The 12831-nt window shown below is 72.1% G+C and carries 12 protein-coding genes; 4 read left to right on the forward strand and 8 right to left on the reverse strand.

The genetic code is table 11. The features are described 5' to 3' along the window. The 3 genes from zwf to pgl all read left to right on the forward strand — a co-directional run bounded on the left by zwf (position 1) and on the right by pgl (position 3428). On the forward strand, positions 1-1515 hold the full coding sequence (gene zwf / locus O7616_RS26715) for a glucose-6-phosphate dehydrogenase (protein ID WP_282257818.1): 1515 nt from the start codon (positions 1-3) through the stop codon (positions 1513-1515). After that, the gene (locus tag O7616_RS26720; protein ID WP_282257817.1) at positions 1512-2528 is read left to right on the forward strand and encodes a glucose-6-phosphate dehydrogenase assembly protein OpcA; all 1017 of its coding nucleotides are present in this window, start codon (positions 1512-1514) and stop codon (positions 2526-2528) included. Before zwf ends, O7616_RS26720 begins: the two co-directional genes overlap by 4 nt. Before the next feature lie 129 nt (positions 2529-2657). Continuing rightward, positions 2658-3428 carry a 6-phosphogluconolactonase gene (gene pgl / locus O7616_RS26725; RefSeq protein WP_282257816.1) on the forward strand — a complete coding sequence of 257 codons (771 nt, stop codon included), beginning with the start codon at positions 2658-2660 and terminating at the stop codon, positions 3426-3428. A gap of 65 nt (positions 3429-3493) precedes the next feature. Here the strand turns inward: pgl and O7616_RS26730 are convergent, their stop codons facing one another. The 8 genes from O7616_RS26730 to rapZ form a co-directional block, all read right to left on the reverse strand. Then, positions 3494-3835 carry an RNA polymerase-binding protein RbpA gene (locus tag O7616_RS26730; protein WP_282304525.1) on the reverse strand — a complete coding sequence of 114 codons (342 nt, stop codon included), beginning with the start codon at positions 3833-3835 and terminating at the stop codon, positions 3494-3496. 142 nt (positions 3836-3977) lie between these two features. Next, the gene (gene secG, locus O7616_RS26735) at positions 3978-4238 is read right to left on the reverse strand and encodes a preprotein translocase subunit SecG (RefSeq protein ID WP_030337344.1); all 261 of its coding nucleotides are present in this window, start codon (positions 4236-4238) and stop codon (positions 3978-3980) included. Positions 4239-4334: 96 nt separating this feature from the next. After that, a complete protein-coding gene (tpiA, locus tag O7616_RS26740) occupies positions 4335-5126 on the reverse strand; it encodes a triose-phosphate isomerase (RefSeq protein ID WP_282304526.1) in 792 nt (263 codons plus the stop codon). Continuing rightward, the gene (locus tag O7616_RS26745) at positions 5127-6326 is read right to left on the reverse strand and encodes a phosphoglycerate kinase (RefSeq protein WP_282304527.1); all 1200 of its coding nucleotides are present in this window, start codon (positions 6324-6326) and stop codon (positions 5127-5129) included. Next, positions 6323-7327, reverse strand: a complete 1005-nt coding sequence (gene gap, locus O7616_RS26750) for a type I glyceraldehyde-3-phosphate dehydrogenase (protein WP_088988543.1) — start codon at positions 7325-7327, stop codon at positions 6323-6325. Before gap ends, O7616_RS26745 begins: the two co-directional genes overlap by 4 nt. Before the next feature lie 263 nt (positions 7328-7590). Then, complete coding sequence (gene whiA / locus O7616_RS26755; protein WP_030337350.1) at positions 7591-8571, reverse strand: DNA-binding protein WhiA; 981 nt, start codon at positions 8569-8571, stop codon at positions 7591-7593. A 54-nt stretch (positions 8572-8625) separates the two neighbouring features. Next, a complete protein-coding gene (locus O7616_RS26760; RefSeq protein ID WP_282304528.1) occupies positions 8626-9789 on the reverse strand; it encodes a 2-phospho-L-lactate transferase CofD family protein in 1164 nt (387 codons plus the stop codon). After that, on the reverse strand, positions 9786-10688 hold the full coding sequence (gene rapZ / locus O7616_RS26765; RefSeq protein WP_282307737.1) for an RNase adapter RapZ: 903 nt from the start codon (positions 10686-10688) through the stop codon (positions 9786-9788). Before rapZ ends, O7616_RS26760 begins: the two co-directional genes overlap by 4 nt. Before the next feature lie 277 nt (positions 10689-10965). Between rapZ and recQ the strand changes: the two genes are divergently transcribed. Continuing rightward, positions 10966-12807 (forward strand): DNA helicase RecQ, encoded by a 1842-nt coding sequence (gene recQ / locus O7616_RS26770; RefSeq protein ID WP_282304529.1) that lies wholly within the window; start codon positions 10966-10968, stop codon positions 12805-12807. The last annotated feature ends 24 nt before the right edge of the window (positions 12808-12831 follow it).

Consider the following 12831-nt stretch of genomic DNA (forward strand, 5'->3'; position numbering starts at 1 on the left):
GTGAACCCGCTGCGCGACCCACAGGACCGCCGGTTGCCCCGGATCCCGGAGCCCTGCGCTCTGGTGATCTTCGGGGTGACCGGCGACCTGGCCCGCAAGAAGCTGCTCCCCGCGGTCTACGACCTGGCCAACCGGGGGCTGCTACCGCCCGGGTTCGTGGTGCTCGGCTTCGCGCGCCGCGACTGGGGTGACGGCGACTTCGAAACCCTCGCGTGTGAGGCGGCCCGCAAGCACGCCCGCACCCCGTGGCGGGACGAGGTGTGGGCACGGCTGGCCGGCAACATCAAGTTCGTCGGCGGCTCGTTCGACGACGACGCGGCCTTCGACCACCTCGCCTCGACGCTGGACGACCTGCGACAGACCCACGGCATCACCGGCAACGCGGCGTTCTACTTCTCCATCCCGCCGGCCGCGTTCCCCGTCGTGCTCAAGCAGTTGGCCCGCACCGGGATGGCCGACAACCAGAAGTCCGGCGGGTGGCGTCGGGTCGTGGTGGAGAAGCCGTTCGGCAACGACCTGCCGTCGGCGAAGGCGCTCAACGACCTCGTCGACGACGTGTTCACCCGGGAGGACGTCTTCCGGATCGACCACTACCTGGGCAAGGAGACGGTCCAGAACATCCTCGCCCTGCGGTTCGCCAACAACCTGTTCGAGCCGCTGTGGAACTCGCAGTACGTCGACTCGGTGCAGATCACCATGGCCGAGGACGTCGGCATCGGCACCCGCGCCGGCTTCTACGACACCGTCGGCACCGCCCGCGACGTGCTCCAGAACCACCTGCTGCAACTGCTCGCCCTGGTCGCGATGGAGGAGCCGACCAGCTTCGACGCCGACGAGATCCGGGCCGAGAAGCTGAAGGTGCTCAAGGCGATCACCCTGCCCAAGGACGTGGCCCGGGACACCGTGCGCGGCCAGTACCTGCCCGGCTGGGTGGGCGGCGAACGGGCGGTCGGCTACCGGGAGGAGCAGGACGTCCCCGCCGACTCCACGACGGAGACGTACGTGGCGGTGCGGCTGGGCATCCAGAACCGGCGCTGGGCCGAGGTGCCGTTCTACATCCGGGCCGGTAAGCGGCTGCCCCGGCGGGTCACCGAGGTCGCCATCATGTTCAAGAAGGCGCCCCACCTGCCGTTCAACGACGCCGACATGGAGTCGCTGGGCAACAACCAACTGGTCATCCGGGTGCAGCCGGACGAGGGCGTGGTGCTCAAGTTCGGGTCGAAGGTGCCGGGCACCACGATGGAGGTCCGCGACATCGCGATGGACTTCCAGTACGGCGAGGCGTTCACCGAGTCCAGCCCGGAGGCGTACGAACGCCTCGTCCTGGACGTGTTGATCGGCGACCGCACCCTGTTCCCGGACGCCGCCGAGGTCGAGCAGAGCTGGCAGGTGATCGACCCGTTGGAGCACGCCTGGGAGGGCACCACGCCGGAGCCGTACCGGGCCGGTGAGTGGGGGCCACGGGCCTCCGACGAGATGCTGGCCCGTGAGGGCCGCGCTTGGAGACGAGCATGATCGGGCTGTGGGACACCACCGGCAACGAGGTGGTCAAGGCGCTCGCCGCCGAGCGGCGCAGTGCCGGCGGAGTGGCCAGTGGCATGGCGCTCACCCTCATCGTGGTCGTCGACGAGAAGCGGGTTCGGGAGGCGGAGGCGGCGGCGACGATCGCCGCCGCCGCCCACCCGTGCCGGCTGGTGGTCGTGGTCCGCTCCGACATCGAGCGGGACCGCAACCGGCTCGACGCGGAGATCGTCGTCGGCGGGCGGCTCGGCCCGTGCGAGGCGGTGGTCACCCGGATGTACGGTCGGCTGGCCCTGCACGCCGAGTCGGTCGTGATGCCGCTGCTCGTCCCCGACGTGCCGGTGGTCACCTGGTGGCACGGGGAACCGCCGGCGGAGATCGCCACCGACTTCCTCGGGGTGGTCGCCGACCGGCGGATCACCGACGCGGCGCAGGCCGCCGACCCGCTGGAGGCGCTGCGGCAGCGGGCCCGGGACTACGCCCCGGGCGACACCGACCTGGCGTGGACCCGGATCACCCCGTGGCGGACGCTCGTCGCCGGGGCGTTCGACACGACCAGCGAGCAGATCACCGAGGCGACGGTCGTCGCCCCACCCACCGACCCGACTGCCGCGCTGATGATCGGTTGGCTGTCCAGCCGGCTGGGCATCACCCCGCGCCGGGTGGACACCAACGAGTTCCCCCGGATGCGGGAGGTGCAGTTGAGCTGCGCCAACGGCGACCAGCTCACGCTGACCCGCGAGGACAGCATGGCCGTGTTCCGGCGTACGGGCCAGGACGACCGGGCACTGCCGCTGGTCCGCCGCCCGCTCGGTGACGAGTTGGCCGAGGAGCTGCGCCGCCTGGACGCCGACCAGGTGTACGCGGAGGCGCTCGGTGCGACGGTCGGGCTGCGGGGCTTGGAGCAGCGTCCCGCGCAGCGGGTGCACGTGTGGAAGGATCCGGCCACCGCACGGCGCGCGGAGGCCGGGGTCACCGCGCACACCGGCACGAGCGGCGAGGGCTGATCCACCACCGGCACGACGTCGGGGCAGGGCCGGGTCACGACCGGGCCCTGCCCCGAAACCTCCGGGCGCATCCGCCCGGGCACGACGCGATTACGGCCGCTCGGCGGTCGGGAAACGAAGGCGCATCCCATGAGTGAGGCGAGTGTCGCCGTCCACGCCGACGCCGACCTGCTGGCGCAGGCCGTGGCCGCCCGGTTGCTGGTGAAGCTGCTCGACGCGCAGGCCGATCGGGGTGAGGCGTCGGTGGTGCTCACCGGCGGTCGGATCGCCGCGGCCGTCTACCGGGCGGTGGCGACGCTGCCGGCCCGCGACGCGGTGGACTGGTCCCGGGTCGACGTGTGGTGGGGCGACGAGCGGTTCCTCCCCGCCGGTGACCCGGACCGCAACGAGACCCAGGCCCGGGCCGCCCTGCTGGACGTGGTGCCGCTCGACCCGGCCCGGGTGCACCCGATGCCGGCGTCCGACGGCCCGACCGGCAACGACCCCGAGGCGGCCGCTGCGGCGTACGCCGAGGAGTTGGCGCGCGCCGCCCGACCCGGGCACGCCACGCTGCCGCACTTCGACGTACTGATGCTGGGTGTCGGCGAGGACGGGCACGTGGCCTCGGTCTTCCCGGAGCACCCGGTGCACTACGACACCCGTCCGTGCAGCGCGGTGCGGGGCAGCCCCAAGCCGCCCTCGGTGCGGACCACGCTCACCCTGCCGACGATCAACACCGCCGACGAGGTCTGGCTGGTCGCCGGGGGCGCCGACAAGGCCCGCGCGGTGGGCATGGCGTTGGCCGGTGCCGGGCCGGTGCAGTTGCCCGCCGCCGGGGTGCACGGCGTGAGCCGTACCCGCTGGCTGCTGGACCGGGCCGCCGCAGCCGACGTACCCGCCCGCTTCCGCAGCCTGCGATAGCCGCGGCGGCGGAGCAGCCGTTGGCGGCGGCGGAGCCGTTACTCGCCGCGGCGGCGGCGGAGCCGTTACTCGCCGCGGCGGCGGCGGAGCGCGGCGAGTGCCTCGGCCAGCAGCGCCTCGCCCTCCTCGGCGGTGCGCCGCTCCTTCACGTACGCCAGATGGCTCTTGTACGGTTCGGCGCGGACCCGGCCCGGCGGGTTCTGCGCGTCCCGCCCGGCCGGTAGGCCGCAGCGGGGGCAGTCCCACAGGCCCGGCGGTTCGGCGTCCGCGGCGATCCGGATGTCGGTCCGGTGGTCGTTGCGGCACCAGTAGGTGACGTCCTGTCGGGGGGCGGGTTGGTGCCGCTCGTCGGGGCGCATGGGTGCGGACCCGACGCGGGCGCCACGGATGACGTTGCCACTCGGCACGGCTGCTCGCTCCTGTCGTCGGAGGGGACCCGCCGTCGTCGAGGGGGGTGCGCGGCGGGCGACGCGGTGCAGCGGAGAAAAGCCTGCGCGCGGCCCGTCGAGTGACGGACCGCGCGCAGATTGTACGACTAGACGCGCTCGCTCAGGCGCCGCTGTTCATTTGCAGGCGGAGCCAGAGCCCGAGACCGACGATGGCGGCGAACCAGACGACGCTCACCAGAACGGTGTAACGGTCCAGGTTCTTCTCCGCCACCGACGACCCGGCGAGGCTGGAGCTGACGCCACCGCCGAACATGCTCGACAGGCCGCCGCCCTTGCCGCGGTGCAGCAGGATCAGCAGCGTGAGCAGGATGCTCGTGATGACCAGCAACACGATCAACGTGTATGCGAACCAGATCGGCATGGCTGGGGTCAGTTCCTCTCGTAACGGTCCTCGCCCGGTCTGATCGGGCACGGCGGCACCGACCGGCGGACGGGCGGTGTCCAGGATACCGAGCGATCAGCGAGCGATGTGCTCCGGGAACCGGCAGATTTGCGCGAACTCCTCCGCGTCCAGGCTGGCGCCCCCCACCAGGCCCCCGTCCACGTCCGGCTGGGCCATGATCGAGGCGACGTTGGACGCCTTGACCGAGCCGCCGTAGAGGACCCGGACCTGGTCGGCGGTGTCCTGGCCGAAGCGCTCCGCCAGTCGCTGCCGGACCGCCCCGCACACCTCCTGGGCGTCCTCCGGGGTCGCGGTCTTGCCGGTGCCGATCGCCCAGACCGGCTCGTACGCGATCACGACCTGCCGCACCTGCTCGGGCGTGAGGCCGGCGAGGCCCCCGTCGAGCTGGTCGGCGCAGTGCGCCACGTGGGTGCCCTGCTCGCGGACGTCCAGCCCCTCCCCCACGCAGAGGATCGGGGTCAGGCCGTGCGTCAGCGCCGCCTTCACCTTGGCGTTGACGACGGTGTCGTCCTCGTGGTGGTAGGCCCGCCGCTCGGAGTGCCCGACCACCACGTACGTGCAACCGAGCTTGGCCAGCAGCGGGCCGGAGATGTCCCCGGTGTACGCGCCGGACGCGTGCGGGGAAAGATCTTGCCCGCCGTAGCCGATCAGCAGCTTGTCGCCGTCCACCGCCGTCTGCACGGTACGCAGGTCGGTGAAGGGCGGCAGCACGACCGTCTCGACCTCGGTGAGCTGCTTCTCGGTGAGGCTCGCGGCCAGCTTCTGCACCAGCAGGTTGGCCTCGAGGTGGTTGAGGTTCATCTTCCAGTTGCCGGCCATCAGCGGCCGACGGGTCGTGCTCGACATTCAGTTCTCCAGGGCCGCGATGCCGGGGAGGGTCTTGCCCTCGAGGTATTCCAGGGAGGCGCCGCCGCCCGTGGAGATGTGCCCGAACGACGACTCGTCCAGCCCCAGGGCACGGACCGCCGCCGCCGAGTCACCGCCACCGACGACGCTGAACGCGTCGGCCTTGGTGATCGCCTCGGCGATCCCCCGGGTGCCCGCCGCGAAGGCCGGCATCTCGAACACGCCCATCGGGCCGTTCCAGAAGATCGTCTTCGCCTGGGACAGGGCGGCGCTGAAGCCGGCCACCGTCTCCGGGCCGACGTCCAGACCGAGCCGGTGGCTCGGGATGCCGTCCACGCGGACCGTGTCGTGCGCGGCGTCCGGAGCGAACGCGTCCGCGACCACCACGTCGACCGGGAGCAGGATCTTGCCGTCGGCCCGCTCCAGCAGGTTGCGGCAGGTGTCGACCATGTCCTTCTCCAGCAGCGAGGTGCCCACCTCCAGGCCCTGGGCCTTGAGGAAGGTGAAGCACATCCCGCCGCCGATGAGCAGCCGGTCGACAGTGGGCAGCAGCGCCTCGATCACGGCGAGCTTGTCGGACACCTTCGACCCACCGAGCACCACCACGTACGGCCGCTCGGGGTCACCGGTGAGCTTGGACAGCACCTCGACCTCACGCAGCACCAGTCGACCCGCGACGTGCGGCAACCGGGCCGGCACGTCGAAGACACTGGCGTGCTTGCGGTGCACCGCGCCGAAGGCGTCGTCCACGTACGCGTCACCGAACGCGGCGAGCTGGTCGGCGAACGCGCCCCGCTCGGCCTCGTCCTTGCTGGTCTCGCCCGCGTTGAAACGCAGGTTCTCCAGGAGGGCGACCTGGCCGTCGGCCAGGCCCGCGACGGTGGAACGGGCCGACTCACCGACGGTGTCGGTGGCGAAGTGCACCGGAGCGCCGAGCAGCTCACCGAGCCGCCCGGCGACCGGGCTCAGGCTGAACTGCGGGTCCGGTGCGCCCTTCGGGCGGCCCAGGTGCGAGCAGACGACCACCTTCGCGCCGGCCTCGACCAGCGCGCCGAGGGTCGGCAGCACCGCGCGGATGCGCCCGTCGTCGGTGATGTCACCGGTCTGCTTGTCGAGCGGGACGTTCAGGTCGGCGCGCACCAGCACGCGCCGACCCGACACCCCCTCGGCGAGCAGGTCGTCGAGGGTCCGGATGCTCACAGCGACGAACCGACCAGCTTGACGAGGTCGACCAGGCGGTTGGAGTAGCCCCACTCGTTGTCGTACCAGCCGACGACCTTGACCTGGTTGCCGACGACCTTGGTCAGCGGCGCGTCGAAGATGCACGACGCCGGGTCGGTGACGATGTCGGTGGAGACGATCGGGTCCTCGTTGTAGACCAGGATGCCCTTGAGCGGGCCGTCCGCGGCGGCCTTCAGCGCGGCGTTGACCTCGTCCACGGTGGTCTCGCGACCCACGTTGACGGTGAGGTCGGTGACCGAGCCGGTCGGGATCGGCACCCGCAGGGCGTACCCGTCGAGCTTGCCCTTGAGGTCCGGCAGGACCAGGCCGATCGCCTTCGCGGCGCCGGTGGAGGTCGGCACGATGTTCAGGGCGGCGGCCCGGGCCCGACGCAGGTCCGAGTGCGGCGCGTCCTGCAGGTTCTGGTCCTGGGTGTACGCGTGGATCGTCGTCATCAGACCGTGCTGGATGCCGAACGTGTCGTGCAGGACCTTCGCCATCGGCGCGAGGCAGTTGGTGGTGCACGAGGCGTTGGAGATGATGGTGTGCTTCGCCGGGTCGTAGGTGTCGTGGTTGACACCCATGACGACGGTCACGTCCTCGTTCTTCGCCGGGGCGGAGATGATGACCTTCTTGGCCCCGCCGTCGACGTGCGCCTTGGCCTTGGTGGCGTCAGTGAAGAAGCCGGTCGACTCGATGACGACGTCGGCGCCGACCTCGCCCCACGGCAGCTTCGACGGGTCCTTCTCGGCGTACGCCTTGATGGTCTTGCCACCGACGGTGATCTCGTCGGCGGTGGCCTTCACCTCGTAGGGCAGGCGGCCCAGGATGCTGTCGTACTTGAGCAGGTGGGCGAGCGTGCCGTTGTCGGTCAGGTCGTTCACCGCCACGACCTCGATGTCGGCGTCGGACGCCAGCACTGCCCGGAAGAAGTTACGGCCGATTCGGCCGAAGCCGTTGATGCCAACCCGGATGGTCACAGGTCCCATCTCCTCGCGTTCTGGTCTGCCGGCCTCAGACAACGGGCCGGCGGAGTGGTGTGCGCCGACCGTTGGAGCCGGCCGTTGACGGTTCGTCTCGGCCACCCCGCCGCGGTCTGAGGACCTTGACCGCCCGAGGCGGTGTGCACGACGAGGAGTGCCTGTGTCGGCCCCCTTGCCGTACGCAGCGACCTTATCCGAGCGTGCGAGACCACGCTGCGCCGGGTCGTGCCCCGGACGCACCGTGCGGCCTTACCGTCCTATCAGACCACGAGCATGTCGGGCGTGACTGCCGCTTCGGTATCCGGGATGCCGAGGTCCCGGGCCCGCTTGTCGGCCAGCGCCAGAAGTCGGCGGATCCGTCCGGCGATGGCGTCCTTGGTCAGCGGGGGGTCGGCCAGCGCTCCCAACTCCTCCAGCGACGCCTGCCGGTGCTCCAGGCGCAGCCGCCCGGCGTCGGTCAGGTGGTTGGGCGCCTCGTCGGCGAGGATCTCCAGGGCACGGGTGACCCGGGCGGCGGCGGCGACCGCCGCCCGCGCCGACCGGCGCAGGTTGGCGTCGTCGAAGTTGGCCAGCCGGTTGGCGGTGGCCCGCACCTCGCGGCGTACCCGGCGCTCCTCCCAGGCCAGCACGCTGGAGTGCGCGCCGATCCGGGTGAGCAGCGCGGCGATCGCGTCGCCGTCCTTGACGACCACCCGGTCCACCCCGCGTACCTCCCGGTTCTTCGCGGTGATGCCGATCCGGCGGGCCGCGCCGACCAGCGCCAGCGCCGACTCCGGCCCCGGGCAGGTGATCTCCAGCGCGCTGGAGCGGCCGGGCTCGGTGAGCGAGCCGTGCGCCATGAACGCGCCCCGCCAGGCGGAGACGGCGCAGCAGACGTTCGCCGCCACCACGTGCGGGGGCAGCCCGCGCACCGGGCGGCCCCGCACGTCGAGCAGGCCGGTCTGCCGGGCGAGGGCCTCGCCGTCCTTGACCACCCGCACGATGAAGTGGCTGCCCTTGCGCAGCCCGCCGGAGGCCAGCACGTGGATCTCGCTGGGGTAGCCGTAGACCTCGGCGATCTCCCGGCGCAACCGCCGGGCCACCGCCCCGGTGTCCAGTTCCGCCTCCACCACCACACGGCCGGAGACGATGTGCAGGCCGCCGGCGAAGCGCAGCAGCGCGGCCATCTCCGCCCGCCGGCAGCAGGGCTTGGGCACGTCGACCCGACTCAGCTCGTCCTTGACCGCGGCCGTCATCGCCATTGTGCGTCCCCTCACGGACCGGTTCCGGCGTGTCGCCGGAGATTACGTACGTGTCTAACGATCGGCGCCCAGGACAGGCACCAGTGCGGCGCCCAGGGCGGCCGGATCATGGCGGGGGGTGCCACCGGTGACGGCGACGGGGGCGAGGACCAGGCGGGCACCCAGCGATTCTGCCGCACGTTCGACCGGTTCGGGGTCACCCACCGCCTTGGCGTCGGCGAGCACGAGATCCACCTTGAGTTCGGGCAGGTACCAGTGCAGTGCCGCGAGGTGGTCGGCGACGGAGAGCCCGAGGGTCTCCTTCTCCGCGGCGAGGTTCAGCGTGACCAACCGCCGGGCCGAGGTGGACACGATCGCGTCGGCCACCTGCGGCACCAGCAGGTGCGGAAGCACGCTCGTGTACCAACTGCCCGGTCCGAAGATCAACCAGTCCGCCGCCATGATCGCCTCGATCACCTCGGCGCAGGCGGGTGGCGCGACAGGCGTGAGGCGCAGCGACTCGACCCGCCCGGTGGTGACCGCCACCTGGTGTTGGCCGCGCACGGTGCGCACCTCGTCCGGGGCGGCCGGGTCGATCCCGCGGACCTGCGCCTCGATGCCGACCGGCTGCCGGGACATCGGCAGCACCCGGCCGACCGCGCCGAGCATCGCACCGGCGTGGTCCAGCGCGGCCACCGGGTCGCCGAGCAGCTCCATGAGACCGCACAGCACCAGGTTGCCGACCGCGTGCCCGGTCAGCCCGTCGACGCGGGCCGCTTCCGGACCTTCGCTTCGGGCGTCGGAGTCACGGCCGCCAATCGCCCGGTCCCGGTCGGTGGCACCGCCGCCGGTCGTTGCGTCCCGGTCGGGGGCACGGCCGCCACCGGTCGCCGCGTTCCGGTCGGGGGCACGGCCGCCACCGGTCGTTGCCGGGTCCGGGTCGGCTTCGCCGAGCGGGGGTACGCCGGCCGGCACGGCGGCGAAGCGGTGCTGGAACAGCCCGGCGCTGCGCCGGGTCGCCGGGTGGTCCCCGGCCAGTGCCACCAGCGCCTGGCGCAGATCACCCGGGGGCAGACCGCCACGCTCGGCGCGCAGCCGACCACTGGAGCCGCCGTCGTCTCCGACGGTGACCACCGCGGTGATGTCGAGGTCGAGTTCGGGGGCGCAGTGCCGCAGCGCGCGCAACGAGGCGGACAGCCCGTGCCCGCCGCCGAACGCCACCACCCGCCGGGCCGTCATTCGCGCCCCAGGTCGCGGTGCTGGGCGTTGGCCGCCAGCCCGGAGTGGCGCAGCCGCCCGGCCAACTCCTCGGCGATGGCGACGCTGCGGTGCTTGCCGCCGGTGCAGCCCACGGCGACCGTCAGGTACCGCTTGCCCTCCCGCTCGAAGCCGGTGGTGGTGGCGTTGACCAGGTCGGCGTACGAGGCGACGAAGGCGTCCGCGCCCTCCTGCCCGAGCACGTACGCGCTGACCGCCTCCTCCCGCCCGGTGTGCTCGCGCAACTCCGGCACCCAGTACGGGTTGGGCAGGAACCGGGCGTCCAGCACGAAGTCGGCGTCCGGCGGAAGGCCGTACTTGAATCCGAAGGACAGCACGGTGACCCGCAGCCGGCGCGCGTCCTCGCCGCCGAACAGCTCCTCGATGCGACGGCGGAGCTGGTTGACGTTCAGGTGGCTGGTGTCGATGATCACGTCGGCCTGGTCCCGGGCCTCTTCGAGCAGCCCACGCTCGACGGCGATGCCGTCGGCCAGTCGCCCGTCCCCCTGCAACGGGTGGGAACGGCGGACGCTCTCGAACCGCCGGATCAGCACCTCGTCGTCGGCGTCGACGAAGACCACCCGGGGTGAGAACCCGCGCTCCTTGAGCTCGCGGATCGCCCCGGCCAGGTCGGTGGAGAAGGCCCGCGAGCGCACGTCCAGCACCATCGCGGTACGCCGGGCCGCGCCGCCGGCCTTGACCGCCAACTCGGCCATGTCCAGCATCAACGCCTGCGGCAGGTTGTCGACGACGTAGTAGCCGACGTTCTCCAACGCCCTGGCGACCGTGCTGCGGCCACCGCCGGAGAGCCCGGTGACCACCACGAGTGTGGTCTCCGACTCCGCCGTCGACTGCCCGTCGACCGCATCCGGGTCGACGATCCGGTCACCGACTGTGCGCGCCTCGCTCACCCGTACCCCCAAGCCGTGGCGCCGTGGCCGCCTTTGGCCGCGATTGGTCAATCAGCGACTCTATCCCGCTGCCGGGCCCAGTCCGCGCACCCGGCACGGCCTGCCACCCTCCACCCTTGATGACGATCAGTGACCATGGACGCGCTCTTGGCGATCTTCGCAGGCCAGACCGGGCGACCGGCGGGTCACGGTCACCGCCCGGGTGCGCCGGGCGGGCGCTGTCGGGGTCGGCTCGTAGACTCCCCGGATGGCCTCCCCCACCGACCTCCGGCCCGAGGGCGCGTTGCCGGTGCTGCGCCGGGTGTTCGGCTACGACGCCTTCCGCGGCTTCCAGCAGGACGTGATCGACCACGTGGTCGACGGCGGCGACGCGCTGGTGTTGATGCCCACCGGTGGCGGCAAGTCCCTGTGCTACCAGATCCCGGCGCTGGTCCGCGAGGGCGTCGCGGTCGTCGTGTCCCCGCTGATCGCCCTCATGCAGGACCAGGTCGACGCGCTCACCGCGGTCGGCGTCCGCGCCGGGTTCCTCAACTCGACCCAGAGCCTGGACGCCCGACGCCGGGTCGAGGCCGCCTTCGTCGCCGGCGAGCTGGACCTGCTCTACCTCGCCCCGGAGGCGCTCGGCGTCCGCTCCACGCTGGCCCTGCTGGACCGGGGGCGCATCTCCCTGTTCGCGATCGACGAGGCGCACTGCGTGTCCCAGTGGGGGCACGACTTCCGCCCCGACTACCTGGCGCTGTCGATGCTGCACGAACGCTGGCCCCAGGTGCCACGGATCGCGCTGACCGCCACCGCCACCAGCGCCACCCGCACCGAGATCGCCAGCCGGCTCAAGCTCGACGATGCCCGCCACTTCGTGGCCAGCTTCGACCGGCCCAACATCCAGTACCGGATCGTCCCCAAGCGGGAGCCCCGCAAGCAACTGCTGGCGCTGCTGCGCGACGAGCACCCGGGCGACGCCGGGATCGTCTACTGCCTGTCCCGGGCCTCCGTCGACAAGACCGCGGAGTTCCTGGTCGCCAACGGGGTGACCGCACTGCCGTACCACGCGGGTCTGGACGCGGCCACCCGCGCCGCCAACCAGCAACGCTTCCTACGCGAGGACGGCCTGGTCATGGTCGCCACGATCGCCTTCGGCATGGGCATCGACAAGCCCGACGTCCGCTTCGTCGCCCACCTCGACCTGCCCAAGTCCGTCGAGGGCTACTACCAGGAGACCGGCCGCGCCGGACGCGACGGCCTGCCGTCCACCGCGTGGCTCGCGTACGGGCTGCAGGACGTGGTCCAGCAACGCAAGATGATCGAGACGTCCGACGGCGACCTCGCCCACCGCCGCAACCTCGCCGCCCACCTGGACGCGATGCTCGCCCTCTGCGAGACGGTGCGGTGCCGGCGCGTCCAACTGCTCGAATACTTCGGCGAGACGTCCACCCCCGCCTGCGGCAACTGCGACACCTGCCTCAGCCCGCCGGAGTCCTGGGACGGCACCGTCGCCGCCCAGAAGTTGCTCTCCACGGTCTTCCGCCTCGACCGTGAGCGCAACCAGCGCTTCGGCGCGGGGCACTGCATCGACATCCTGCTCGGCAAACAGAACGACAAGATCAGCCAGTACGGTCACGACTCGCTGACCGTGTTCGGCATCGGCTCCGAGCTGAGCGAGGCGGAGTGGCGGGGTGTCGTCCGGCAGTTGCTCGCCGAGGGGCTACTCGCCGTGGAGGGCGACTACGGCACGCTCGCGTTGACCGACGCCAGCGCCGACGTGCTGGGCCGCCGCCGCACGGTCACGATGCGCCGCGAGCCGGAGAGGCCCACGTCGAGCCGCTCGTCGAAGCCGCGCGGCTCGGCCACCGTCGTCGCCGAGCTGACCCCGGCCGCCGCGTCGGTCTTCGAGCGCCTGCGCGGCTGGCGGGCGACCACCGCCAAAGAGCAGGGCGTTCCGGCGTACGTGATCTTCCACGACGCCACGCTTCGACAGATCGCCAGCGACGCGCCGAGCACTCTCGCCGACCTGTCCCGCGTCAGCGGGGTCGGCGAGAACAAGCTCGCCAAGTACGGCGAGCAGATCCTGGCCGTGCTCGCCACCGACTGAGAGACGGCGAAGGGCCGGGCCCCG

Origin of the sequence: Micromonospora sp. WMMD964 (assembly GCF_029581455.1) — a bacterium.
In the GTDB taxonomy this organism is placed as follows: domain Bacteria; phylum Actinomycetota; class Actinomycetes; order Mycobacteriales; family Micromonosporaceae; genus Micromonospora.